21 protein-coding genes and 4 pseudogenes are annotated in these 24,099 nt (G+C 54.4%); 2 read left to right on the top strand and 23 right to left on the bottom strand.

Annotation, left to right across the window (positions count from 1 at the left end; translation table 11 throughout):
- Positions 1–381: 381 nt before the first annotated feature.
- From ACGLHT_RS16040 to ACGLHT_RS16015, 6 genes and pseudogenes are all read right to left on the bottom strand, one after another.
- Positions 382–645: pseudogene (locus ACGLHT_RS16040) on the bottom strand (ATP-binding protein); the annotation flags it as partial.
- 112 nt (positions 646–757) lie between these two features.
- Positions 758–1,096: an IS66 family insertion sequence element accessory protein TnpB gene (tnpB, locus tag ACGLHT_RS16035; protein ID WP_011920682.1), complete on the bottom strand. Its 339-nt coding sequence runs from the start codon at positions 1,094–1,096 to the stop codon at positions 758–760.
- Between the two features lie 348 nt (positions 1,097–1,444).
- Complete coding sequence (locus ACGLHT_RS16030; RefSeq protein WP_033864462.1) at positions 1,445–2,602, bottom strand: NAD(P)/FAD-dependent oxidoreductase; 1,158 nt, start codon at positions 2,600–2,602, stop codon at positions 1,445–1,447.
- Positions 2,603–2,651: 49 nt separating this feature from the next.
- Positions 2,652–5,075, bottom strand: coding sequence for a LuxR C-terminal-related transcriptional regulator (locus ACGLHT_RS16025; protein WP_274120406.1), 2,424 nt, complete (start codon positions 5,073–5,075; stop codon positions 2,652–2,654).
- 484 nt (positions 5,076–5,559) lie between these two features.
- Positions 5,560–6,018: pseudogene (locus ACGLHT_RS16020) on the bottom strand (transposase); the annotation flags it as partial.
- Between the two features lie 383 nt (positions 6,019–6,401).
- Positions 6,402–6,998: pseudogene (locus tag ACGLHT_RS16015) on the bottom strand (IS1182 family transposase); the annotation flags it as partial.
- Positions 6,999–7,174: 176 nt separating this feature from the next.
- Between ACGLHT_RS16015 and ACGLHT_RS16010 the strand changes: the two are divergent.
- Positions 7,175–7,314 (top strand): annotated as a pseudogene (locus ACGLHT_RS16010) (IS5/IS1182 family transposase); the annotation flags it as partial.
- 53 nt (positions 7,315–7,367) lie between these two features.
- Here the strand turns inward: ACGLHT_RS16010 and recA are convergent.
- The 5 genes from recA to ACGLHT_RS15985 all read right to left on the bottom strand — a co-directional run bounded on the left by recA (position 7,368) and on the right by ACGLHT_RS15985 (position 11,030).
- Complete coding sequence (gene recA, locus ACGLHT_RS16005) at positions 7,368–8,414, bottom strand: recombinase RecA (protein WP_019395734.1); 1,047 nt, start codon at positions 8,412–8,414, stop codon at positions 7,368–7,370.
- A gap of 97 nt (positions 8,415–8,511) precedes the next feature.
- The gene (locus ACGLHT_RS16000) at positions 8,512–9,036 is read right to left on the bottom strand and encodes an ATPase domain-containing protein (protein WP_019437343.1); all 525 of its coding nucleotides are present in this window, start codon (positions 9,034–9,036) and stop codon (positions 8,512–8,514) included.
- 37 nt (positions 9,037–9,073) lie between these two features.
- A complete protein-coding gene (locus tag ACGLHT_RS15995; protein WP_021018432.1) occupies positions 9,074–9,376 on the bottom strand; it encodes a hypothetical protein in 303 nt (100 codons plus the stop codon).
- A 62-nt stretch (positions 9,377–9,438) separates the two neighbouring features.
- On the bottom strand, positions 9,439–10,431 hold the full coding sequence (locus tag ACGLHT_RS15990; RefSeq protein ID WP_021018433.1) for a twin-arginine translocation signal domain-containing protein: 993 nt from the start codon (positions 10,429–10,431) through the stop codon (positions 9,439–9,441).
- Between the two features lie 53 nt (positions 10,432–10,484).
- Positions 10,485–11,030 carry a hypothetical protein gene (locus ACGLHT_RS15985; protein WP_010794215.1) on the bottom strand — a complete coding sequence of 182 codons (546 nt, stop codon included), beginning with the start codon at positions 11,028–11,030 and terminating at the stop codon, positions 10,485–10,487.
- A 118-nt stretch (positions 11,031–11,148) separates the two neighbouring features.
- On the opposite strand from ACGLHT_RS15985, the gene ACGLHT_RS15980 reads away from it, so the two are divergent.
- The gene (locus ACGLHT_RS15980) at positions 11,149–11,610 is read left to right on the top strand and encodes a hypothetical protein (protein WP_020191948.1); all 462 of its coding nucleotides are present in this window, start codon (positions 11,149–11,151) and stop codon (positions 11,608–11,610) included.
- On the opposite strand, the gene ACGLHT_RS15975 is transcribed toward ACGLHT_RS15980, so the two are convergent.
- From ACGLHT_RS15975 to ACGLHT_RS15920, 12 genes are all read right to left on the bottom strand, one after another.
- Positions 11,577–11,930 carry a hypothetical protein gene (locus tag ACGLHT_RS15975; protein ID WP_019484880.1) on the bottom strand — a complete coding sequence of 118 codons (354 nt, stop codon included), beginning with the start codon at positions 11,928–11,930 and terminating at the stop codon, positions 11,577–11,579. The two genes, ACGLHT_RS15980 and ACGLHT_RS15975, sit on opposite strands and share 34 nt — an antisense overlap.
- Positions 11,927–13,495, bottom strand: coding sequence for a sigma factor-like helix-turn-helix DNA-binding protein (locus ACGLHT_RS15970; protein WP_020191947.1), 1,569 nt, complete (start codon positions 13,493–13,495; stop codon positions 11,927–11,929). Before ACGLHT_RS15970 ends, ACGLHT_RS15975 begins: the two co-directional genes overlap by 4 nt.
- 24 nt (positions 13,496–13,519) lie before the next feature.
- Positions 13,520–14,626, bottom strand: coding sequence for a DNA polymerase III subunit beta (dnaN, locus tag ACGLHT_RS15965; protein ID WP_019484878.1), 1,107 nt, complete (start codon positions 14,624–14,626; stop codon positions 13,520–13,522).
- Between the two features lie 170 nt (positions 14,627–14,796).
- Positions 14,797–15,597, bottom strand: coding sequence for a hypothetical protein (locus ACGLHT_RS15960; RefSeq protein WP_042854759.1), 801 nt, complete (start codon positions 15,595–15,597; stop codon positions 14,797–14,799).
- Positions 15,598–15,782: 185 nt separating this feature from the next.
- A complete protein-coding gene (locus tag ACGLHT_RS15955) occupies positions 15,783–16,535 on the bottom strand; it encodes a hypothetical protein (protein WP_019437339.1) in 753 nt (250 codons plus the stop codon).
- Complete coding sequence (locus ACGLHT_RS15950; RefSeq protein ID WP_019437338.1) at positions 16,522–17,934, bottom strand: hypothetical protein; 1,413 nt, start codon at positions 17,932–17,934, stop codon at positions 16,522–16,524. The genes ACGLHT_RS15955 and ACGLHT_RS15950 overlap by 14 nt, the downstream gene beginning before the upstream one ends.
- Positions 17,935–18,403: 469 nt before the next feature.
- Entirely contained in the window at positions 18,404–19,225 is an 822-nt protein-coding gene (locus ACGLHT_RS15945) for a PRTRC system ThiF family protein (protein WP_019437336.1), read from the bottom strand.
- Between the two features lie 3 nt (positions 19,226–19,228).
- Positions 19,229–19,921, bottom strand: coding sequence for a hypothetical protein (locus ACGLHT_RS15940; protein WP_019437335.1), 693 nt, complete (start codon positions 19,919–19,921; stop codon positions 19,229–19,231).
- 9 nt (positions 19,922–19,930) lie between these two features.
- On the bottom strand, positions 19,931–21,307 hold the full coding sequence (locus tag ACGLHT_RS15935; protein WP_019437334.1) for a hypothetical protein: 1,377 nt from the start codon (positions 21,305–21,307) through the stop codon (positions 19,931–19,933).
- A gap of 105 nt (positions 21,308–21,412) precedes the next feature.
- Positions 21,413–21,625: a PRTRC system protein C gene (locus tag ACGLHT_RS15930; protein ID WP_010792614.1), complete on the bottom strand. Its 213-nt coding sequence runs from the start codon at positions 21,623–21,625 to the stop codon at positions 21,413–21,415.
- Positions 21,626–21,636: 11 nt separating this feature from the next.
- Positions 21,637–22,131 carry a PRTRC system protein E gene (locus ACGLHT_RS15925; RefSeq protein WP_019437333.1) on the bottom strand — a complete coding sequence of 165 codons (495 nt, stop codon included), beginning with the start codon at positions 22,129–22,131 and terminating at the stop codon, positions 21,637–21,639.
- Positions 22,132–22,164: 33 nt separating this feature from the next.
- On the bottom strand, positions 22,165–23,997 hold the full coding sequence (locus ACGLHT_RS15920) for a PRTRC system ParB family protein (RefSeq protein WP_019437332.1): 1,833 nt from the start codon (positions 23,995–23,997) through the stop codon (positions 22,165–22,167).
- Positions 23,998–24,099: the final 102 nt, after the last annotated feature.

Below are 24,099 nucleotides of genomic sequence, written 5' to 3'. Positions count from 1 at the left end.
ATTTCTAAGGGGAGGGTGGAGCTAGGTTACACCCCTAATCTAGTATACTTAGTATAGTTTTAGGTGATACCAATAATCAGTATTTAGTTAAGTTGGCTGGTGATTTGGGAAGAGCAGCAAAGGTATTTAAGTTGTATTAATTCTGGCTCTGTCCGCGCTCGTTTTGGGGGGTGACTAGTTGGCTGTCCGGAAAGTTAGTTTATGTGAAACAGAGAGTTTTTAACCGCCGCGATAACCTCGCAGCGCCCATTTCCCCCATTACAGGCGCACCTCTCCTGTGGATTCCACGCCATTCGGACATTCAGCCCACGCTGATCCGGACACCTGTTCCACGATCATTCGGACAGGCAGTCGGAGCGCAGCGACGCAGAGTTGGCATTGTTAGTCTGAGGTGCCCAGCGTCATCAATTTCTTCGCCCGCTTGCGCATTGATTCGCCCTTGAGATTGATCCGGTAAGCGTTGTGAACCAGGCGGTCGAGGATGGCATCGGCCAAGGTCGGATCGCCGATCAATTCGTGCCAACTGTCCACCGGCATCTGGCTGGTCACGATGGTTGAGCGCTGGCCGTAGCGGTCGTCCAACAGTTCAAGCATGTCGCGCCGTTGTTCGGCGTTGAACGGGGCCAGGCCCCAGTCATCGAGTAATGTTGAGCTCAACATTACTCGATTTATGTGTAGCGGCCAGTTATGTGGAGTAAATGCAGTTCGACCTCTGATGTGACGCCAGCTTCAGTCTCGGCAACTCCACATAACTTCGTCACAACCGCCGCAGCCATTCGACCACATCGACACCAGCCCGGGTACCGCCTGCGGCCAGCGGTGACAAGGCTTCCGGAAAAACCTGGGCGTGCACCTGGCGCTTCAGGTCCAGATCGGCGCGCGTATCGCCGGCATTGTGCTTGGTCTTGAAGCGCTCGGCTTCCAAGCGCTTGAGCCAGAGGCAGAAACCTTTTCGCTCCCAGTAGAGGATCTTGTCCTGGCTACGGGTGCGATTGAGGAACACGAACAGCAACGGCAGGCCGTTGATGGATTTGCGGAAGTCGACGGGCTTTGGATACAGGCAGACCTTCTGCACCTTGGTGTCGGGACGCATCATGGCGGGGCCCCACTGGGGAAAACAGGGCGCCCAGCGTCCAGAAACGGATAGCTCAGTTGAAGGTGGAGCTTATGGAACGCTTACCGCCAACACAGCAGTGTATTTGAATAAGAGCTCGAACATGATCGGATCTCCCATTTCAGCAAGGGAAATCCCACCATAGCCACCACCGATTTATGTGGCGTAGAAAACGGTCATCACCAAATATGGCAATACTTCCCCGCCCAAGCGCCACATAACAGCCTGGGCCACATTTTACGCGGTAGTTCCGCACGTACGGAGTGCGGGGGGCGGCAGGTAACTGCCGTCCCTATCGCGACCGTTGGTTCGAGTGGCTGAGCATCATTGCTAATCAGGTAATTTTATACTCCCTGCAAGCGCACCTTGACGTTTAGGCAAATTTATTGTCTCAGTTGCAATCAGTCGCTCCTGCTTGTACGCAAGGACTTCTAGTTCAAGAGTTTCGTTATTAATTGCAACAACGAGTTTATCGTAGTCCTTTAGAGCACCAAGTCCTTGCAGCGCCATCCCTTTAAGATCAGACCAGAACCGTGGTGGGGTTGGTGCTGGTGTTGATGTGCCACAGATGCTACTTGCGACAATTTGAGCGTGTGTAACCGCATTATGAATTGTCTCTAAACGTACCATCGTTCCCCAAAAAGGATTTCTAGCCATTGCGCAGTCGCCGATTGCATATATACTTGTATCCGATGTACACATCTGATCATCGACCACAACACCATTACTCACTTCAAGGGCCGCCTCAGTTGCCAGCTCTAGCTCTGGGATAGCACCGATTCCAACTACAATCAGATCCGCCTGAATTTCTTCTCCACTTTCAAGTACGCATTGTTCAACATGGCCATTCCTGCCCTTTATAGACGTTAATTTCGCATTCAGCTTGAACTCAATTCCTTCAGCCTCCAGGCGGGCTCTGACTAAGTTTGCTGCTGCCGGCGTAACCACGCGCGCCATTACACGCGGGGCGGCTTCTATCACTGTGACCCTCTTCCCTAAGCCCACCGCAGCTGAGGCGACTTCAAGCCCGATTACTCCGCCGCCCAACACAACAACAGACGCACTCTCCACAAGTTTCCTACGTAAATTTTTGGCGTCTTCCATACTGCGTAAATAGCAGACCCCAGACAGTTCAGACCCCTCGCAGGTTAACCTACGTGCGCTAGCACCTGTTGCAAGAATCAATTTTTCATACGCGTATTCTTTTCCATCTTTAGAAGAAACTATCTTACGCCCCACGTCGATTGATACAATCGGTGTATTTAACGAAATGGTAATATTGTTATTCGTATAAAAACCTTCTGGCTTTAATGGCACTGCGGATTCTGCAATCTCACTTGTCAGAAAAGCCTTGGATAGAGGAGGCCGCTGATAAGGCGCCACAGACTCCCTGCTAAAAATCCTAATTTCCCCTTTATAACCATATTGACGAAGCCAGAACGCAGCATTTACTCCAGCTGTACCAGCGCCAACAACAACGATTGCCATAATTCTCTCTCCGGTATACTTTTCACTATATCACTTAATGCCGATTATTTTAGATAATTCCTTGACGCTCAGCTTCAATTGTTGCTTGCGTGCGATTCACTACATTCAAGGTGGCAAATATTTTCCTCATATGCCACTTTATAGCATCTTCGGTGACATGCATATTTGTTGCTATTTGTTTGTTTGAGCACCCCTCTTTTACAAGCCTCAAGACAGCAATCTGCTTCCGTGTCAATAAAGCGTCAGCTTTATTCTCTGCGGACTTTCCAATCTCAACTATTCGCGGAAGACTAAAAGCCCCAATCGCTTGATCTAAATTAACTGCTGTGAAGGCTTCACATGAAGCCGGTATTATTCGCTCAATTAAACATACTTCATCAAGAACTGTTTGAAAGCATTGAAGCTGTTTTGCTATCTCCACTGCATAAACAATGTTAAGCTGAGCCTTTTTTAAATCACCGGCACCTGCCTGCGCTCCGGCCAAACACAATAATCCACGGACTTCCAGCTGGCCCGCGTTAATTTTACGGGCTTGCTGAATAGCCAATAACGCTCTGTGCGCGGCACTATGAAAGTTCCGATCTCGGGAAAGCACTAGTGATTGAACAAGCAGCAGGCGTGCTTTTAGGGGGGCTGAGTGCTGTCCGGAGAAAATCTTATGATCTTCAAGAGTTTTTAAATTATTTATGCCCGTTATGCCTTGACAGACTAAGCGCTGATAGATCTCAATTTGGCTCATAACTTCCAATCTTGGTAGATTTTTTTCAACCGCATGCGCCTTCGCCCACTCCAATATCTCAATGGAGCCATTTAGGTCACTCCTTCCAAGCCGCCAAGCTGACACAGCACGGCATACGGAAAAAAACACGTCTGTCACCCCGTGATTGGAAATGAACTCTAAAATTTTGGAGAGCTTTTCTTCTGAGGTGTCCAAGCAGCGCAATTCATAATGTAACTCAAGCTCTAGAGCGTCAAACATTTTCGAAGTAAACTCGGATTCCATCATCTGCGCGCGACTGTCTGTGCGTGCTTGAGTTATAATCTGCCTCGCCCAGCCCATTTTTCCGCTTGCTAGGGCTTGTTGAAACCTCGCGACATACAGCCAACCAAAAGCAAAATTTTGTTTTGCAAATTTATTCACGGCTTGGGCCTGAGCCAGCACCTTCTCCAACTCTGCAAATCTATACTCACTGGCAAAAATAAAAGCCAAACAGGTTAGCGCGGCCCCTTTTCCAACTGCGTTTGAATCCCCAAATAAACTAATCCACTTATTACAGAGCTCCTCACTCGAAAGCATTTCATCTTTCGTTGCTTTACCTATTGCAAGCACAAGCTGCAGCCATTCCTTTTCTTGCCATTTATTTTTTTTATCGGATTGTGAAGATAGGTCTTTAATTAACTTCTCTGCTCGCGCGCCTTGCTGACTGAAATACAATACCCACGCGTAACTAATAAGCACTATGGGTTTTTTGTGCCAGGCCTGCTTCGGCAGCTCTAACAGCCACTGTCTCAGCGCATCTATTTCGCCCTGACGAAATGACAAATCTAAAATTATTCTCTCAGACATGCTGACTGCCCAGCGACAGTCATTCGCCCGTAGGGATATTCGTATTGCATACTGGTATTCACCTCTACGCCAATGCCAGAAAGCTGCACGCTTAAGCAGGTAGGATCTTTTAGCAGGATTTTCAGTCCAAGTAATTTCTCGTAGAAAATTACGCAGTACTGGATGCAGTGTAAACTGCGCTGGCTCACCGCTCACATGGCGAAGCAACATGTAATTAGTGCTTAAATACTTAATACATGAGACCCCATTGACGCATTTGAATACATAATTGTATTGATCAGGCGTCACGAAATCGAGCAATGAAGAATTTGCAAGAAAAACACGATAGCGCTCGGGAATCGCCTCAAATATTTCATCCCTAAAGTAATTGTCTACTTCAACTACTGCTGAAATATGCTTGGCCGGCAACTCACGCTTTAACAAAAAAACTACAAGAGCAGGCCACCCCTCAACTTCTTGCACCAAGGTCTCTATCTGTTCTTCAGGAACTCCAAGAACAGACTCTGCCTCCGCTAACGCCACCGCCTCTTCTGCGCTAAAGGCCAAGTCTTTCTCGGTGTACTCCCGCATAGCGCCTGCAAGTTTAAGCTGCGAGAACCCTTTTATTGTATTGCCTGCAACTGCAAACCTGATATTTTTTGGTGTATTTAACATAAACTCCATAAGTGCGTGCAACAACGGCAAGTCTAAGTCATGATTAATATTATCCAAACAAACTAGCGTTTCTATCTCGTTATTCGAGGTGCTCTGCCAAAGACTAGATGCAAGGTCTCGCAAGAGCGCAGGCTTGCTCACACCCTCTCTCACACGGCTGAATTTTACCATTTCGAAAGTTTCAAGCTGCTCAATAATCTCTGCGCAGATATCAAATTCACTGTAAGAACTGGCTCTTAAAGAAAGCCACACTGCAGGACGTCCGGCTGTTCTGTGGCGTAGCCACTCGAACGCAAGAGCAACGGTTTTCCCATATCCAGGTGGGGCTCTGTAAAGGCATACTCTGGGAGCGGCTCCATCCGCGATACTCAATCTTGGCCGATATATGCAACTATGAACTTTGGCACTTACTAGAGTCGTAATTTGATCCGCTCCGACCTTAGCGACCGGGAAATCATTATTTATTATTATTTTCATTATGCTATTCTCGCGCCAGCTGACTGGAAATTTTCACCATAGGTTACGGTGTTAAATATTAAAACTACACTTAAGTGTAGTCGGCATGATCGGTGGTGCAAAATATTTACTAGGGAAGGTCTGAAGTAGGCCGCTATTTCTGGCCGACTTCGGCCTTCGCCGATTTTGAAGACGGGCACCGGGTCAAAATCGACCAGATAGCTCGCTCATTTCGGTGCTTTCAGCCGTCGCGAGTAGCTCGCGGCAGCCATTTCCTGCATTACAGCCGCACCTCTCCTGCATTCGTCAGCAAATGTCGGCGGGCCATCCACAGGTTGGACAGGGCGATCAGCGTCACCAGTTGTGCGGTGTTCTTCACCAGCCCCCGGAAACGCATCTTGGTGTAGCCAAACTGCCGCTTGATCACGCGGAACGGGTGCTCAACCTTGGCACGCACCTGAGCCTTGGCCTTCTCGATCTTGCGCCTGGCCTTGTACAGGGCGCTGCGCTTGCTCAGCTTCTTGTAGGTGCTACGCCGCGCCGCGATCTGCCAGATGACCGCACGTCCATCATGCTCGGGCCGCTACTCCACTCCGGTATAACCGGCGTCGGCACAGACCACGTTCTCCTCGCCGTGCAGCAGTTGGTCGACGTGGGTGACATCGGCCATGTTGGCCGCCGTACCCACCACGCTATGCACCAAGACGGACTCGGCATCGGCACCGATGTGGACCTTCAGTCGGGTAAAGCAGGGGTGTTACCACTCCTGCCTCCCCTGAGAACCGTACTTGAGAGTCTCCCCTCATACGGCTCGAGCCTTCCAACAGCCTGAATACGACCGGGCTACCAGACGACGCGCTCTTCGGCGCTCAAGGTAAAACGTCCATGCCGGATCAAACGGGTTGCTGCGCCAGACGGAACAGGAGAGCCATGATGCAACTGAACCTAGGAGCCTGTAGGACTTAACTCGGCAAGGACCGCCAGGGCGGGATCAGGGAGTTTTTGGGTGCGAGGCTGTTCCGTTCAGGCATCCGAGTTGGTTGGCACGGCCCTGGGACGGTGTGTCAGCACACCCGAGCGACTGCTTGGGCAACCGCCGGGGCGTACTTTTTGGCCGTGTCACATCGCGCGCAGCACATGCAAGCGCTTGATGTTCTCCGCCGGCACCTCCATGCCATCGGGGATGGCGCTACGGTCGCTGCTCTCGGTCAGCGCCAGCAACTGCTGGACTTCCTGGCGTAACTGCGCCTCGATCTTGTTGGCGTGCGCCCAGGACAAGGCTTTGTGCTTACTGGCGTTGGCCTGGATCTTTGTGCCGTCGAGCGCAATATGACCCAGCTTGAGCAGCTTCATCTCGCGCGCCAGCATCAGCACCTGGACGAACAGCGACTCGACCTCTTTCAGGAAGCGCCGGCGGAACGTGGCCAGGGTGTCGTGATCAGGATGCGTGTTGGCCGCCACATAGCGAAACGCCACCGAGTCATAGGTCGCGCGTTCGATCTTGCGGCTGGAGTGCATGCCGTTGGCGTAGCCGTAGATCAGCAGCCCCAGGAGCACGGCCGAACCCCGGCCGGCGTACTGGCCGGTCAGCTCGCTCAGATCGAGTTGCTCGATGACCTCGACCACGAACCGTGCCAGGTGATCAGCCGGCAGCCATTCGTCCACCGAGGGCGACAGCAGGTACGCAGTGTCTCGGTCAGCGGGGACGAAACGGCTCATCGGCAAGGACTCTCAGTGGCAGGGCCCCGATTGTCACGAATACTTTCAACGCAAGGAAGAGTCAGAAAGTCCGACAGGCTCCTAGGGGCTGTTGACGTTTTGCGGCGGGGGCATTGAGGAAGAAGAGCAAACCCGCAGAATCGAGGTTCCTACACCAGTAACCCTGCGGGTTTGCAATGCCCCGATCGATGCTCAGTGACGAGCTTTGGTCGAAGATGGAAAAAATTCTGCTTCAACAAGCGTTTACCACAAGCCAGATCTACGGATGACGGTTGAGGGCATGCTCTACTTCAGACCATCCCTAGGCTTTATATGGGGTAGAAACTTAACTATCGATTGTCAGCATCGACCTTAGACCGCCACGAGATATCAATAGTCGTCAGCCAGTTCTTCTTGGGTTGCGAGACGTGCAGAGGTTTCAGCCTGAGGCTTAGACATCAACTTTTCGCGAATCATACCTTCCAGCTTGTCCATAGTAGGTTTGTTTTCCAACAGCCATTTCATGGTATTGGCCTTACCTTGGCCGATCTTGTTACCTTCGAAGGAGTACCAAGCGCCTGACTTTTCAACAAAGTTGTTAGCAACAGCGAGGTCAACGATCTCACCCGCCTTGCTAATACCCTGACCGTAAACGATCTGGAACTCTGCTTGCCTGAATGGAGCAGCAACTTTGTTCTTGACCACTTTCACACGGGTTTCGCTGCCCACCACTTCCTCGCCTTCCTTGACCGCGCCGGTACGACGGATGTCCAGGCGCACCGAGGCGTAGAACTTCAGGGCGTTACCGCCGGTGGTGGTTTCCGGGTTGCCAAACATTACACCGATCTTCATACGAATCTGGTTAATGAAGATACACATAGTATTGGAGTTCTTCAGGTTACCAGTGATCTTCCTCATCGCCTGCGACATCATTCGGGCGGCAAGACCTACATGGGAATCCCCGATTTCGCCTTCAATCTCAGCCTTCGGAACAAGAGCAGCAACAGAGTCAACGACAATAAGATTGACTGCCCCAGAACGCGTCAAGATGTCTACGATTTCAAGTGCCTGCTCACCAGTGTCAGGCTGTGAGCACAGGAGTTCGTCAATATTAACGCCGAGCTTGGCTGCGTAGATCGGATCAAGCGCGTGCTCAGCATCGACAAATGCACAAGTCAAACCTTGACGCTGCGCTTCAGCAATCACCGACAGCGTAAGCGTGGTTTTACCAGAAGACTCCGGCCCATAGATTTCAACGATACGGCCGCGCGGCAACCCACCCACCCCCAAGGCGATGTCCAAGCCGAGTGAGCCAGTCGATATAACATCTATATCCATAGTGCGGTCGGAGCCCAGCCGCATGATGGAACCCTTACCAAACTGCTTCTCAATTTGAGAAAGAGCCGCTTCTAACGCTTTGCTTTTTGCCTGATCCATTCTTGATGACCATTTAAATTAATAATTAATCGGGTCTTACTGATTAGCTTAGGGCGTTTCCCTAATGAGAAAGGGATACCTCCTAAGTGAACCTAAACTATGCCGCAGTGGCTAATACTGCATCCTGCAGGCCGACGTGGGCATCGCCCATCTCGCCTTCGATCTCGGCCTTGGGCACCAGCGCCGCCACGGAGTCGACGATGATCACGTCCACCGCGTTGGAGCGCACCAGCATGTCGGTGATTTCCAGCGCCTGCTCGCCAGTGTCCGGCTGCGAGACCAGCAGGTCGTCAACGTTGACGCCCAGCTTGCCGGCGTAATCCGGGTCCAGCGCGTGCTCGGCGTCGACGAAGGCGCAGGTGGCGCCCTGCCGCTGGGCTTCGGCGATGACCGACAGGGTCAGGGTGGTCTTGCCCGAGGATTCTGGGCCGTAGATTTCTACGATCCGACCTTTCGGCAGGCCCCCGATGCCCAAGGCGATATCCAACCCCATGGAGCCGGTTGGGATTGCCGGAATGGTCTGGCGCTCGTGGTCGCCCATGCGCATTACAGCGCCCTTGCCGAATTGTTTTTCGATCTGGCCCAGTGCCGCCTGAAGGGCCTTGTTCCGTTGCTCATTCATGGAATTTCTCCGTTCTGTGGACGCGGGATGCGTGAGATCAATTTCGGCCGGTTTCAGATGTGCCAGAACCCAAGACTTGTCGAATTGCTTTGGCTTGATCACCAAGGCATTTGCCGAGTGATTGATTGAGCAGCTCAAGAGCTCCAGGGTTTGCCCGGTTGATCAGATCGCGCAAAAAGTCCTCCTGCAGATCTTCATCTGCTGGGAAGGACACTGGATCGAAATCAGCACGAATAATCGTTGCCACGCCCAGCTTGGTCGTTACCTGGATGGTCCGTGGGTCGAGGCGTGTTGCGAACTGGCGAAGAAGGGGAGAGGTGGTGATTTGGAAGCTGTCCATAGATTGGTCCTCATGTGGCACTTGAGACCAATCTATGGATATCTGGATGTGGCAGAAGCGCCTCAACCGCAGATTGTTGGGGAGCAAACCCCCATGATCTCTTCGTACTCCTTGCAGCAGACCACAGGAGTCCACCAAACGAAGGCATACAGCTCCTCAAGGGAGACGGGGTATAGCCTCATGGCTGTGTCCAGGAGAGCGCTACCGGCCTTGAAACCGACGGTTGGCCAGGGTTGAGTTTGCTGCAGCTTCCCAACAGAGAGGGCCGCGCTGAAGGGAAAGGTGCCGATTGTGAAGCCGCTGAGGTGGATTGCTCGGTATGCGGCAATTCCGGCAGCGATCGCCGCGTTGTCGTTATGGGAAGCCATTTGCCGGGGATATAGACCACCCCATTGTCCGATGCAGATCTCCATTCCAGGGATGGAGAATGAGCCAGTGAGCGGATTGCAAATTACTCCCGCAATGGCTTCTGCTGCTGCTATGTCCCGACATCCGGTGTTCCAAGTCGGGTCGAACTCGGTGCTGTAGAGCAGCTTCGGGAAGCAGTTCGGCAGGGCTGAATTGAACGCACTGACGCCCTTTGACACGATAGGGTTGGCCACTGCACCGCACATGTCGAATTTAGAGGTCAGGGAAAAGTTAGTGGTGCGAGCAGCATCAACACCACAAAGCTTGCACGACTGATAGCCCATTGCGATGTCGATCGCCCAGTCCGGCAATTGCCAGATACGGACTGCCATCGATGTGTAATCGTTGTTGTCCGTGCCCACACTGAGTGGGCCACCAATGGGTTGGCCGAGTACCGTATCTCCACCCCCTTTGATCACTTCCACCAACGCTACTGGCTGGTAATGAGAGACGATCAGATGGTCTGGGCAGAAATGGCAGCATGGCCCGAAAATTTTGTACTCGAGGGTGATGGGGTCGATGAAAAGAAGAGTGGCGATGCTGGCACTCATCGCGGCTGCTTCCTGAGTTTTCACCCCAAACCCAATGGCGGCTGCAGCGCTGGCTGCAGCCGACATCTTCACGAAGCGTCGACGGGAGACTTCCAATTCACTCACCTACAGAACAAGGGTTTGGTCTAATAGTGGGTTGGGAGTGCCCCTCAGTTGAGGTTCCAGCACATACCCGGGAAGCCCACACTGACCATCGGCATGCTTCCGTCAGCGTCAAACTGGTCATCGCCGTCTGGCGACATCACGTTCACCGTCGGTTCTCCGTCCTGGATGTCGACCATCACCATTACATGCTCTAGGTCGGTACCAGGTTTACGACCCGTGATGTAGACCGCTTCCCGGGATACGTAGGCTGTGAGTCGAGCTCGGAGCCTGTCAGCCCCGAATTGTCCTGCCGCAGGTGCCAGAGCAACCATGGCCCCAGAGACGTTCAAGGCCATGTCATGGCGAACCTCAAATTCAAGGTTCCCTACCCGGGCCTGGCCTCTAGTGCTCCATGCCTCTCCGCGGAATTCATAGGAGCAGTAGCCAGACTCACCAAAAGTCACTGGCTGGTTGAGTCGAGCTTTGAACTGCTCCAGCGCCAGCTTTTCCACTTCCTCTGGGTGGCAGTGACTGGGCACACGCACCTTCACCGTTCCGTTGAGGTTTACCGGTACCTCGATTGTCTGAAACGCATCGTCGTTGTCACGCATAGAACTACTCCTGTGGCTGATGATGCGCATTTTGGAGATGTTCAGGTGTGCCACCAGCGTGACCGAAAAAGAGGCACCCTCGAGACACTATTAGGACAAGGAAAATGAGGATAGAAACGTGGAATCTCAGATTTTGGGCGTCATCGGATCAGTGCTTCTTCTCGGTGCCATAGCCGCCCTATGGATCGGTCGACTGAATAGTGCCGCGGGGAAGGCTTCAGCTGGCGAAGAAGCGCATAGCAGTAACCACCATCTGGACGAAACACTTCCAGCAAAGCCGAAAATCAACATGGTTCCCCATGTATCTGCTACGCCGGTTCAGGCTTCCCCTACAGAGCCTGAACGGGTGATCGAGATGGCGAAAGCGGAAGTACATGTGGAAGAGCCCGTACTCGTCACCAGGCCGGAGGTGGATTGTGACGATGCAGCTATGAACCTCCAGCTAGCAGACCAGCTGCTGGTTGTCGGTGACTTCGAAGGTGTCGCCGAGTACGCCAAGCTCGTCCTTGAGATGGATACCGCTTCGGTAAGGCAACGCGATCGAGCTCAGATCCTATTGAGACGAGAGATGGCTCGTTGAAATTTCATTACTGTTACCGCCGCACGTACATGCCGATCGACGCGAAACGCAATGAATCCCTCATCATCAGTCACATCAAAGCCAGGTGAGCTGCGCCATACGCAGTTCTTCTTCGACACCTGGATCAGACTTGCTCCCACGACTAGGCAGAACTGATCTTCGGCCACCGCGTAACTGTGGGCCAATCGCACATTGGATTCCGGCATTTTCAGAGTGAAGTGGAGATCGCCATCATCCATCAAGTCGGCGCCGATGAAGGTGCCAAGAACTCCAAAAGCCTCGATCTCAGCACCGTACAGAGGCAGGCTCAAATTACTCATTCCAAAATCTCCAGCAGGCATTCTGCGTGCTCACTTTCTCTCAGCTTTTTCAGCGCCTCACATTCGATCTGACGTACCCGCTCCTTCGAAACACCCATGATCTCGGAGAGGGTCGCAAGAGTCTGGGCTTCCGCTCCTCCAATACCATAGCGTGCAACCACTACCTGCAGTTCCCGCTGGTTGAGAACGTCCCCGAGCACCTCAGTTATGTAGCCGGCGGCATCCTCCTCCATCACCTCCTCAACAAAGCTGTTGTTCGAGTCCGCGAGCAGATCGTGCATCCCCTCCGCCTCTGAACTGCCACCCTCCTGGAAGGTGGAGTCAATAGACATGGGCTTTCCTACACCCACGAAGTAGAGGAGATTCTCGACGTCATCCATCGAGAGTCCACAAACCTTGCTCAGGTGCTTTTTGGATGCATTCGGTTGCTCCTTCAGAGCAGCTGTAAGCTTGCTCAAGGCTCCATGTGATCCTTCGGGCAAACGGATCAGCTCCTGTTGGGTGAGGTCACGCAGGATCGTTTGACGAATCCAAGTCATGCCCAGTGTCGAAAATTTGAAGCCCATCTCCGGTGCGTACCGGTAGATGCTTCTCACGAGGCCCAGTTGAGCTGCCGAACGGACTTGCTCGAGGTCTGTGGCAAAGCGATACCCAGAGACGATCTGGTCAACCAGGCGCATATTCGCATTGGCAAAGAACCCTACGGTCTCGTGAACAACCCGCTCGGCAGAGTTGAATCCCTCCAAGGCGGCCAGCAGCTGCTCGGCCGGCATATCTGCAGTCGACGCCGCAGAAAGGATGTCCCGCTGCTTTTCAACGATCTCTTGGCGCAGCCGGCGCAACTCTCTCTGAGGATATAGTTTCAACTCGTAGCCCCCAGAGAGCATCAGACCAGGCATCAGCTTGGGTGACGTCCATTTCCCGTTGATGATTCTTGCGACCTTGGAACGAGGAAGGCGAACCTCCTCTGAGATGTACTTCACCAGGCCTTTGCAGAGGCTGGACAGCTCCTTGCACTTGGTTCGGAATTCTCCGGCCGCGCGGTTGAGGATGAGGTCGTAGGGCAGGATCTCCAGAACCTTCTTCTGGATTTCGTCTCGGACAGCTGCCACGAACAGATTGTCCTCGAAGCCGGGAAGAGCGAACGCTTTCAGTTCCGCAATCAGGGTCTGAATGGTGTTCAGTTTCTTGCGAAGAATGGATGCAAACTCACTGTCAGGAATTGAGCCCGCGCGAACCCATGCTCCGTCCTGGAAGATCAGTGCGGCGGCCTTATCGACGCTATCGTTCTCGCCAATGGAGTTCCAAATGTCGGTCACCAGCCCTTGGAGAATGCTGGTGTCGCTCGAAATTGCTTTCAGCAGGCTGAGTTGGCCAAGAATGATGCGGTAGCCCAGGGACTGTTCCTGGCTCAGAGAAAGCAAAGCCTTGGGGCCTTCCAAAGAAGGCAGGGCCGGGAGTGAGTTAGGCAACAGGAAGCCCTTTCGGGCCTCCTGGTTGACTATGCGGCAATCGAGCTTAGTGTTGGTGCCTTCAGTCAGGTTAGAGCGGTCGGTGTGGCTCATTTCTTGCCCCTTCAGAGGTCCGCCTTACAGGCGAACCGGCATGAGTACGAATTTCTGATGGGGGCAGTCTTTGGCCTTAATGAGCGTGCCAGAAGCAGGGCCGGAATAAAAAAGTTGCAGGTCGGTGCTGGATACAGCTTTAAAAGCTTCCTGTGCGTAGCGACTGTTGAACCCAACATCGAAAGGGGCCGCATCGAAGTCACACGGCAGCAGGTCTTCGGCTTCTGAAAGGGCATCATTCGACACAGAGACGACCTCGACCGTTTGTTGGCAAAACTTGAGGCGGACTGCCTGGGACTTACCATCCGAGAGGAGACTGACACGAGCAACAGCGCTCGTAATCGCATCACGGTTCAAGTTGATCAGTTGACCAGTCTCTGCACGCTCAATGAGAGCGCAGTAGTTAGGGAAGGCCCCGTCGACAAGGCGGGAGGTCATGGTCCCATTGACTGCGGTAAAACTGACCAGATTGCCAGAGTGGGTGATGGTGACGTAGCCGTGGCTGGCAAAACTGGCAACGTCCTCAAGGCATGCAACAGGCAGAATGAACTTCATGGATGAGCTTTTCTCGATCTGGAGTTCTACCATGCCCATTCTGTGTCCGTCGGTGCCCACGAGCGTCAGCTTCCCTTCCGAGACCTCGAACAGCATCCCGTTCAGGTACTGACGCACATCGTTCCGGGCAACGCAAAATGCGATACCACGGATGCCGTCCCTCAAAGCATGCGACTCGATAGTCAGTGCCGTTTGGACCTGGCCATCGGAATGCAAAGCCTTGGGGAAAGAAGACGCAGGTAGGGTGGCGATGCTGAATCGTGAGCGTCCACAGGTGACAGTGGCTTTCTCCTCGCCCACGGATACAGTCACATCACGATCTACGGGAAGAGACGAAACGATTTGTTCGAATTTGGATGCCGAGATGCAGACAGAGCCAGCTTCACGAACGATCAGGCTTGGGTCCTGCAGGTGAAGGCTCATCTGCTGGTGGCCATTGTTCGCCGTTACATTGAGGTGGCCATCCTGAACATCGATCAGGAAATTGCCGTTGATATCCCCGGCCTTCTTAGATGCGACACGACCGCACTGTTTGAGAATGGCAGCTAAAGGTGCAGCCTGGACAGTGAACTTCATGGGAGTCTCCTTCTGAAAGATGCTCCCATTTACGGCGATGCGCGGCTGTGCCAGAACCAGTACAGCATGTCCTTTCTGGCTGAAAAACGCCCATACGTGTAGAGGCCAGCTACGGACTGGAATACAGAGAGTTATCCGCCGAGTTATGCACAATTCCTGGGGAAAAAGGTCTAGTGCGAATCGCGGAGGAAGTCAGCTAACCGGCTTGCGACCTCGGTGCGATTGGCTTTGAAACTTGCCTTTTGGGTGAAGCGAGATGCGTCGACCAGCATAGAAGTGACCATCGCCCGATTCCCGGTGTTTCGGTAGTACCGCGCCACCACCAGATAAGCCCGCAAACGTGCCGAATCAGAGCTGAACTGGTAGAAGTCATCGGGTATGGGGCGGTACCCATCGATGACCTGGCCGACAAGATTGAACAGCTTCAGGTTGTCCGCAGACCTCACCCCTGGAATCCCATCAGCGGCCCTGACCAGGAAATCCCGAGCATCGAGTTTTAACCCCTGCGACAGATAGGTGATTGCCATTTCTGTAGCTGGTTCAACCCCTGTCTCTGGGTCTTTGGCGAAAAATGCAAGAAGGTGGTTCTGGAGAGCCGAGGATCGCTCCAGATCTCCCTGAGCGAGTAACACCTGCAGCCGAAGAAGCAAGGCATCCATGTAAGCTCGCTCATCGTCTTTGCTTAATACATCCAGGGCTTTACCAAGGGCTTTGTCATCCTTGGCCTCGGAAGAGATCTGCACGATCAGCGAAAGGGCATAGGTACGGGCGTCCTTCCCATCGATCTGTTGGGCGGCGGATAGTGCATTCCGAAATCGTCCATGCTGAGCTTCTTGGACTGCTGCGGAGGCTTCTTCCCAGTAGAACCCTTTGGCAGTGCAGGAAAACGCCTCTACTGAGGACTGAAGCGATTTCAGAGTCTCTGGGAACTGAGCTCCTGCAATTCGAACCGCAGCGGCGGCTCTCCACATAGCGTCATCACGAATCGTACCGCCAGGAGCTTTCTGTAGGTGGGCCGAAATCAGGTCAGCAAGACATACCTTGTCAGCAGTTTTGTAACAGTACGCAGCGGGCCTATCCGTTACCCAGCGAGGTTGTTCAACCGCGCACCCTCCCATGAGTATGGGGAACAGTATGACTCCCAGATTCCGGGCCTTCACGCTGGCAGCTCGACCTGGTGGGCAACAAGACCGGTTTCGCATGCTAAATCGTATGCTGCTTGAGCAAAGGAAGCTTGGCCATGGGGGCCCAGAAGAAAGACATGGGTGGCCTGGCTGATCGCGTTCTCTGCAAACTCCGCTGCGCTTTGGGCCCGAGGAAGAAACCGCAGCGGAATGTAGCGTCGTGCTGCATACGCAGCAGATCGCATGGATACCCCACCATCCGCCGAGACGATGACTTCGTCTGGCTGTCGGACGTTGAAGATGTGATCGAGCACCTCGTCGAAAGACGAATTCCTCAGGGCATCAGGCGAATCGTCTCCGGCGAGCAAGACTTTCCGCAATGGATCGCCAGAATGAAGCCGCTCGTATATCTCTTGAATCGCCTCATTGACCAGGCCAACAGGGCACTCACATCCCGGATGTGTTACGAGCGGCACCATTGAATCTTTGTGCTGTACCAGTTGCATCCAGAGCCCTGCGCGGACCATTGGTGCTTTGATCTCATCCCAGTCCGGTCGGCGGACACCTTGGGTGATTCCTGCTGTTTCGAGGATGAAGTCATCGCGGTCCTCGATACTCAGGATGTACCGACGGTAGCCTTCGTCCAAGCCGCGGAATTTCTCTGCCTCAATGAAGTGCATGAGAGAGAGATAGGTCTCCACTTGCTGGCCTTCGCTGCACATATAACCCTGAAACGGTCTGAGCTCGTATGGGTCTAAGACTGGCGGTGTTTCAATATCCATCATTGATCATCCCCTTCAAACGATGAAGTCGTTCCCGAAAGCCCTGGACACCTGCTGCCGTCGGGTACTGCTGACACATATCCTCCGCTCGTTCCATGAGCTGTTCCAGCCGAAACGAACCGCTGAAATCTCCCCGGACTCTCTGATCCACATGCCGCAGCCATACTCCCCGGTCGCTTGGCGATAGAGCGTCAGGCTGGTACCTGCCAAGCATCCGGTTTCCGAGATCCCGAATTCGGCGGTCAGTGCCAGTTAAGAGGAGGTCCTGCCAGGATTTGAACCCCGAAGAATGCAGCTGGCGCATTAGGTCGAGGTCAGTTGAAGGGAAATCACCCGCCCACATTCGGTGGTCAACGTCTGCGGGCTGTGCGTTTAGCTGCAGCACTGGTTCATCCCGCAATCTGCCCACCAGGTGTTTCGCTGATGTCAGGCGCTGGATGTTCGCCTTCACTGCGGAGACATTGATGCCCAGGCGCTTAGCATCATCCGGTCGAATTGCGCTCAGCGGGGCCACGAAGGGAATTCGGGACATACTGATGTGGAAAAGCGGCGCGGAGCGGTCCCCTTTGTTTGCCCTAGACAAATGCTGGAGTGACTCCGTGGAGTCTGAGCATAAGCTTGAAAGGTCAGCCTCTAAGTCCACCATGCAGATCAGGTCGGGATAACTCACGTCAGCTGCCACTGGCATAGCGAGGATTGCTCCACGATTGTCGGGGAGCGAGGGGTGGACCATCACCACAGGCTTCACACTTCGCAGGTCCCAGACTTCACCTCCATCAAGGCCCAAGAGTGCCTTGATCTGGGAAGGAGAGCTGACTGTGACGGCATGGTGGAGAAGCTTCGGACTCGCTTCCGAGATTTTGGAAAGAACCTCTTTGACCCGAAGTGCCCGGTTCTCAGTGCCGAGTCCCGCGTCCCACATGAGGAACTGGTAGAGGCCGGCTGCTCCACCAGTAAGCGTCTCAACATCCCAAGGGCATTCTCCTGGACGGATCAGGAGAATTGCTCGAAGTAGTACATCCAGATCGAGGAAGTGGGCAGTGTCAGGTACGCCCAGGCAGGGGTACGGGAGCAGATTCCGGTAAAACGATGCTCGAATGAATGGATCGTGCCTTGTCGTTGATCCAAAGGCTATATGGAGAGTGTTTGGTCGGGTGAAATCCGCGAAGACCCTCCTTGCCCACTCTACTTCGCTGCAACCCTGGTCGAACGCCAGTAGGGCCAAGTCACTATTCATCACAACATCAGGATCGAGGTATACGTCGTCTCGGAGCTTGATGTTGGTAGTTGAGAGGTCTACCGATCCTCGGGCTGGATAGACCGCCGAGTCAAAGCGAATAACCTGGCCCTCGGTTGGAGAGCGCCCGGCAGTGACTGTGTCGTAGAAGTGTATGGTTGGCATGAGTTCTTCACCTGGTTCGCCCTAATAGTGGGGGCCAGGTGCCCCTGAACTGGCTGGTATGGTTCAACATCGAGTAGTAGGTTCCGACCAGGGCCTTCGCTGGAATGCTGGAATCTGCTCGATATACTCGGGAGGAGTCAGTTAAAGAGGTGGCACGTGTTGAATGGTGGCGGTTCCATTGCCCTGGTTTGCCTGGATGGCCGAGTGCATATTGCCTCGGTGCAGGCGGATGTGCTTGCGGTGAATTCAGCTGCAATCTGCGGGGATGAACTGGAGGGTTCCCCTGAGATTGCCTACGTGGACACTGGCGACCTGCCCCACCTTCACACGTTCACAATCTGCCCTCGCTGTACTACGGCGTATTTGCGCTCAGGATATCGGGAGCGGGTACTTGCCGCGCTCCCGGATCAGCCTGCCGACGTAACACCCCAGGCTGCGCTGGAGGCCATGTATGTCTCCCTCAACCAGCTCACACTTTTCTGAGTTTCGAAACCTTCCCTTTCTTACCTGTTGCCTTCGGCTGTTTCGGTGCGGGAGGAGGGAAGGGGTAACTCATCTGCTCTCCTGTGCCCAAGTTCAGGACAAGCCAATGCTTGGACGTTTCACCATTGCGCAGTAGCTCCCACACGATGCCCATCCCTGCCGTGGTCACCGCACGGTTCACAAGACAGTCCTGAGTACGAATAGACTCGGCTGCTGAGCAAGATTTGGTGTGGTCATCTTTCAAAGAGGGGATTTCCGGGTAGGCATCGAGGACATTCGGAAAACGGTCGCGCATGACTTTGTTGATACCACCAAAAACCACCTGACCATGACGGTGTCCATTCCCGAGGTCGAGCCACATGCAGTTATGTTTGACCGCTTCGCAGGCGCCGATGGCCACACGGGCCGAGGGTAGGTCTACTGCTGAAATGATGAGGTCAGCATTGCGGATAGCGTCATCAGTTTCGCGAGAGGGGAAGCGATAGGGCAGTCCCTCCCATTTCATCCCCAGCAGCAGGTTGTATCGATTGGCCAGACTGATTGCTTTGTACTGGCCGAGGTCGCAAGGCCAGAAGCGCTGACGTACAAGATTCGGTTCGCGTACAACGGAGTCGTCGATGATGGTGACATGCAGGCCATGCTTGTGCCCGAGCGAAATCATGGCGTGATGGAACTGGGCGAGGCAATCCACTACTTCGCTGCCGTTCCCACCAGCCCCGATGACGACAATTCGTGGTGCGCTCGACAGCCAAGAGTCTGGAGTCTTGAAGCTGATGGTTTCCGGGATCAAATTCTGAACGGCCCCCATGACTCAACCCTCCCCATTGATTGCTGCTTTGAGGGTCAGAGGCTTGCCTTTGACTTCCGACAGCTTGAGGCAACGGTCAGGGAACTTCTTCGCTTGCTTGGCGGAAAGGTCGCGGTAGAACTGCACCAACTCGTTGAAGTCCTTGATGCCCTTGAGGGGGGTAACCCCTCCGCCGTGAGTATTCGTGCTCTCCAAGACAAAACGCTGCCAGGTGGGGATGTTCTCGATCAGGATTTCTCGCGGCAGATTGACGTTACCGGAGCAGAATGTGCCGTTGTTATAGGTATTGCCCAGCGGAGCGAAGTGCAGTTCAGTTTCCGGCGTCGGACGGCTCTTGCCTTTGTAGGCATAGCAGCGCAGCACACCGCCAGCCAAGTAAATGAGGCCGGGGATTGGTGCTTTGATAATCTCGCCACGGAACGGGATTTCCAGCACCTGGGGAGCGGTGTACCACACCAATTTGTTGCGGCCCCGCACCAGCAGGTTCTCAGGCAGGAACTCAATGCTGGGTTCTTCTTCACGAAGGAGGTCGATCAGCACCTCCTTGTCCAGGCTCGAAAAGGCTCGGCCAGCACCAAGGGTGAAGGTTTTCCCCCCGTCCAGTGGCAGGACCTCATGGCTGGTGATATCCAGTCGATGGGTTTCGACGTGGCGATGGATGAGCATGGCGCGGCATTCGACTTTTTCACTGAGCATGTTCGTTCCTTAGAGAGCTTGGGTGAGGCGGCTAAGCAGCGATACGCACTGCTTGGTTTTGTCCAGTATCGTCACGGTCTGCTGTGCCAGAAGCTCTCCATCCAGTGGAAGCGCCAAATGCAGATCGCCCACACCGTTGACCCGGTCATCGAAGCCGTTGCAGGCTTCATCTTCGAGCGAGCTGTACTCACCATGAATCGTCACAACCAGCGTCTCGAACACACCTACCCCTTCCTCCGCTGAGCCCTGGAGGTCATGCTCACTGATTGCTCGGCTGCCCTCTACTGCGTACCGATGGCAAAGCTCAAATGCTTCCTTGATCACTTCCAGAACAGGCTTGAACGGGCTGCCAGCGTTGATCGAATCCTGAACCTGCTCAATCAGCTCTTGAATTTCGACTGGGTGGTTGGAGTCCTGCTCATGCGTCAAGGTGAAATGGGTGCGTCGAGTCAGGTTGTCCAATTCTTTCAACTGATACGCGACCCCCTCGATGTAGTCTTCATCGCGGTCGTCACCTTCTATCCCCAAGGGCCATGCTTCAAAGGGGAATTGATCCTCTGGTGTCTCCAGCAGGTAAGCGGTCAATTCTTCCGGGGAGGAGTTTTGAATGCGTTCTTTGATCGCACCATATGCGTCCGCCAACCCATGATTGTCGTAGCTGTAAACGCCCATGAAGCTGGATGGCGTGTGGAAATGAACAAGGTACGTGGACATGGCGTCCAGTGCTTTGAAAAGGAAGACTGCTACCTCACGGAATTCCTCGCAGCCCTCTGCTGGCAAGGTCAACTCGTACCGGTTGAAATACTTGGCACTGATGATGAACTTCGCCCCCTGAACGCCGAGGTAGAGCCAATCCTTTACATCCGGGCAATCGGCAGTAGCCAGATCAACAAGGCTTTGCTCGACCTTCTGTATGAGGTGGTAGGCACAGTTGGGGCCGAGGGCGACCAAGTCCTCTACCGACTCAGCAGTGAAGAGTCCTGCTTCGATGCACGCCAGTGTGGTTTGCGCTGCGGGTTGGAGTTCGTACGCTGGGGTTCCAATGAGCTTGGTACGTCGCTTGACCCCAGGAATCAGCCCGACCTTTGAGAACCCAATTCGGGATTCAATGGCCCCGATCACCTCGTTGGTGACCTGGTGCAAACCATAGTCGTTTGGATAGGCGTTGAGCCAATCCAACTCCTTGTCACCGATCAGGCCGCCTTCGTACGCATCAAGACAGAAGGCAGCATGGCTCTTGCGATCTACAAGGTGGCTGTATTCGCCAAAAGCGCGGCTATGGGCCTCCCGCATGGCCGTGGTGACCTGCGGGAGAGCCAGAGGGCTCAGCGCGGAACTTGGGAATTGATAGTTCCGGGAGAAGCTGGAGAGTTCAAGAGCGCCCATAGCCGCCTCAACTGTTCGTTGGATAGATCGTGGTCGGGGTTGGTCGGGACGGAGCGGGCGGAGGAATCTCCGTCCGCCCACGCCATGAGGGTGGAGAGGGCGTCCTTAGCCCTTGTCTCCGAAGCTGGCTTCACGGAATTCGTAGACATAGCGGTCGCCCTCAGAGATAGGTTCAACAATCTTGGCGCCTACCAGTCGTGGGAACTGGCGGCTGTAGTGCTTCAGCACGTCGCTCGGCTCCATGCTCGGATCGGGATCGTCCAAGTCGCGCCCGGCATAACGGAACACTCGGTCCAGGGTGACGATTGCGATGCTCATCGTGTCGCTCCTCAGAAACGTTCAGCGAGATTGGCGAAGGGGGCGGGAGCCGCCGCTTGGGACGGAGCAGGGGAGGTGGACGGCTTGGTTGCCGGCTCAGAGCCACTCTCCAGATCGGAATCGTCGCTGTCGTCCTCTGCTGCAGCGCTGTTCCCTTTCGCGGCGGTGGGTGCGCTAGGAGCAGGCTTCGCTGCTTGCACTGCCGCCTCGCTCAGCTTGCGGATTTCGTCCAGGGCGGACATGCCGTGGTTCACTACTTCCGCATGACTACGGACACGCTCGAACAGCGCGGTTTCCACTTCTTCCGGGGTGCCCGACAGCATCATCGGCTTGGCGATGGCTGCGCGCAGTTTGATCTCGGCTTCGGAAGCCTTTGCAGGGGTGGGGCCGATGTTTGCACTCAGCACCACTTTCACACGGCCTCCTTCGAGGCCGGAGACGTCGATGTTGATACGTTTGTTGCTGTCGGTCAGCGCCTGGCTGATAGCGGTGAAGAAGGTGTGCATTTGGGCGGCTCCTTGGTTTCGATGAGGTTATTGTTAGACCGAGCGACGTGTGCCAGAACCGGCCTGAACAGAAATCTCAAATGCTTCGGGGAGATACCCGGCCCAAGAGAATTCTTTGAATTCCAGCACCGCTTTGATCAGGGCGTCTGTTTTCTCGGTCGAGAGCTTGGCGAAAGCCTTGTCACCATGAATCTCGTTGTACTTCGCCTCGAATCCCGAGCGCTTGCAGTCCGCGATAATTCCCGCTTTCACCAGAGATTTGAGGTAGTTCACGCTCATCTGGAAATGCTCAACCGGCTTCATGCCTTCATGCTTGATGTAGGCAATCGATTGGCTACCCGGCAGCGACTTCTCGAAAGAGTCGGCGCTATCGTTACGGAAAGTGGTGCAGGACGCGAGATTGGTCAGCAGTTCCAGCAACTCGGATTCCTCCAGCTTTGCCAGTTCCACCTCCACATTGCAGCGGCTGCTGTCCAGCATGGCTTCAGGCATGCCCAGCTTCTTTTTGATCCGGTTGGCCAGCTCGTGAGGCAAGCTGCTGCGCATCTCCAGGTACATGCTGACGATGGCGATGGCCAAGGCGAGCCTGCGATTGCCTTGAACTGCCTTGGAACCCATTTGGCCATAGAGGTTGAATGCCTCACGGCGGATGGACTTCTTCAATGCCTGCGGTTGTGCAGGCTTGTCCTTGCTCTTGTCAGCAGCTTGTTTCGATGCCGGAGTGGTGGCCGAGGCAGTTTTGGAGAGCGGTTCAGTCGCGCGATTGTTTGCCGGCTCATGGGGGCTTTGCTGCCCAGCCGCTTCTGCGAGTGCGGCCTTGTAGGCTTCTCGCATGTCCTTGTTGCAGTTACGGTCGAAGCAGTAGCCCCCTGCAACGGTCCCTTCGTGACCCGTTGTGGTACTCACGACGGCCCCATAGTTGGAGCAGGACAGGCAGGCTGTGATCTGGCTATCACCAACGCCATTCGGCCCTTTCGCTTCCAGTTGGACATAGCCGTCCTTTGGCAGTGTCAGGTCGGTATGCACTACCCCGAACTCGTCGCGGGCCTCGATGAGCTTGACTTCGATCAGTTGGCTAGTTTTCTGGTTCCAGCAGGTGGCATTCTGGCATTTGGCACCGGCTACTGAGGTATCGAACAGGTCCACGTAAGCAGCCGAGTTGTGGCGGCACGACGCGCAGTCCTTGGTGTCGAAGCGAGCGGACGAGATATCGCGGGCAATCGTAAAGAGCCGGTCCTGGGTGTCTTTAACCGTCAGATTCTGATCGATGATCTTGGCCAGGATGGGTGCCTGCTCGCTTTCCACCAGACGGCACAGCAATTCAGCGTGGCCGATCTTGATTTGACCTTGTAGCAGAGCATCGCGGACTTCCGGGCAGGCGCGGGAAAGCATGATCCGACTATCGAGGCGGGTACGGGACCAGCCGAGCAGCTTCATCACCTCCGTGTGATCGTTGCCGCAGTCAGCCAGTACAACAACGGCATGCTGTGCTTCTTCAATCGGGGTCAAATCCGCACGTTGCATGTTCTCGATGGCCGCGATGATCCGTGCTTGAGCCTCAGTGAGGTCACGGATGATCGCTGGGATTGTCAGGAGTTCCAGATCGACGGAAGCCTGCCAGCGGGTGTTGCCTGCGACTACCTCATAGTCGAACTCGGGTTCATCAACCGGGCGGATGATGATCGGTTGCTGTACCCCATGCTGACGGATGCTCTCCTTGATCTGAGAATAGAGAGCGGTGTTCCGGCCCTTACGGGGATCGACTGTAGGGTTGCGGCGAACGCGGGCAACAGCTACATACTGCATATCGGCCTGTTCTGCGGAGGCTGCGTCTTGGGTGGGGATATGCTGAATCACGGCGGTCATGGTGAGTGCCTCTGTGTGTTTGCGATGGGCAAACTTTCAGGGGTATCGGTGTGTGGCAGAACCGGGCCGCAATTATTTTCCGCAAGGCAGGGCCTAGCGGTT

The organism is Pseudomonas sp. PsB, assembly GCF_043658375.1.
In the GTDB taxonomy this organism is placed as follows: domain Bacteria; phylum Pseudomonadota; class Gammaproteobacteria; order Pseudomonadales; family Pseudomonadaceae; genus Aquipseudomonas; species Aquipseudomonas putida_Z.
Note: the sequence above shows the minus strand (reverse complement) of the source record. Positions and strands in the feature narration are given on the sequence as shown.

What these genes read in the sequence shown, in the direction of transcription:
- tnpB (WP_011920682.1), bottom strand. Translation starts at nt 1,096, where the DNA reads ATGATGCGTCCCGACACCAAGGTGCAGAAGGTCTGCCTGTATCCAAAG.
- ACGLHT_RS16030 (WP_033864462.1), bottom strand. Translation starts at nt 2,602, where the DNA reads ATGGCAATCGTTGTTGTTGGCGCTGGTACAGCTGGAGTAAATGCTGCG.
- recA (WP_019395734.1), bottom strand. Translation starts at nt 8,414, where the DNA reads ATGGATCAGGCAAAAAGCAAAGCGTTAGAAGCGGCTCTTTCTCAAATT.
- ACGLHT_RS16000 (WP_019437343.1), bottom strand. Translation starts at nt 9,036, where the DNA reads ATGAATGAGCAACGGAACAAGGCCCTTCAGGCGGCACTGGGCCAGATC.
- ACGLHT_RS15995 (WP_021018432.1), bottom strand. Translation starts at nt 9,376, where the DNA reads ATGGACAGCTTCCAAATCACCACCTCTCCCCTTCTTCGCCAGTTCGCA.
- ACGLHT_RS15985 (WP_010794215.1), bottom strand. Translation starts at nt 11,030, where the DNA reads ATGCGTGACAACGACGATGCGTTTCAGACAATCGAGGTACCGGTAAAC.
- ACGLHT_RS15975 (WP_019484880.1), bottom strand. Translation starts at nt 11,930, where the DNA reads ATGAGTAATTTGAGCCTGCCTCTGTACGGTGCTGAGATCGAGGCTTTT.
- ACGLHT_RS15970 (WP_020191947.1), bottom strand. Translation starts at nt 13,495, where the DNA reads ATGAGCCACACCGACCGCTCTAACCTGACTGAAGGCACCAACACTAAG.
- dnaN (WP_019484878.1), bottom strand. Translation starts at nt 14,626, where the DNA reads ATGAAGTTCACTGTCCAGGCTGCACCTTTAGCTGCCATTCTCAAACAG.
- ACGLHT_RS15960 (WP_042854759.1), bottom strand. Translation starts at nt 15,597, where the DNA reads ATGTGGAGAGCCGCCGCTGCGGTTCGAATTGCAGGAGCTCAGTTCCCA.
- ACGLHT_RS15955 (WP_019437339.1), bottom strand. Translation starts at nt 16,535, where the DNA reads ATGATGGATATTGAAACACCGCCAGTCTTAGACCCATACGAGCTCAGA.
- ACGLHT_RS15950 (WP_019437338.1), bottom strand. Translation starts at nt 17,934, where the DNA reads ATGCCAACCATACACTTCTACGACACAGTCACTGCCGGGCGCTCTCCA.
- ACGLHT_RS15945 (WP_019437336.1), bottom strand. Translation starts at nt 19,225, where the DNA reads ATGGGGGCCGTTCAGAATTTGATCCCGGAAACCATCAGCTTCAAGACT.
- ACGLHT_RS15940 (WP_019437335.1), bottom strand. Translation starts at nt 19,921, where the DNA reads ATGCTCAGTGAAAAAGTCGAATGCCGCGCCATGCTCATCCATCGCCAC.
- ACGLHT_RS15935 (WP_019437334.1), bottom strand. Translation starts at nt 21,307, where the DNA reads ATGGGCGCTCTTGAACTCTCCAGCTTCTCCCGGAACTATCAATTCCCA.
- ACGLHT_RS15930 (WP_010792614.1), bottom strand. Translation starts at nt 21,625, where the DNA reads ATGAGCATCGCAATCGTCACCCTGGACCGAGTGTTCCGTTATGCCGGG.
- ACGLHT_RS15925 (WP_019437333.1), bottom strand. Translation starts at nt 22,131, where the DNA reads ATGCACACCTTCTTCACCGCTATCAGCCAGGCGCTGACCGACAGCAAC.
- ACGLHT_RS15920 (WP_019437332.1), bottom strand. Translation starts at nt 23,997, where the DNA reads ATGACCGCCGTGATTCAGCATATCCCCACCCAAGACGCAGCCTCCGCA.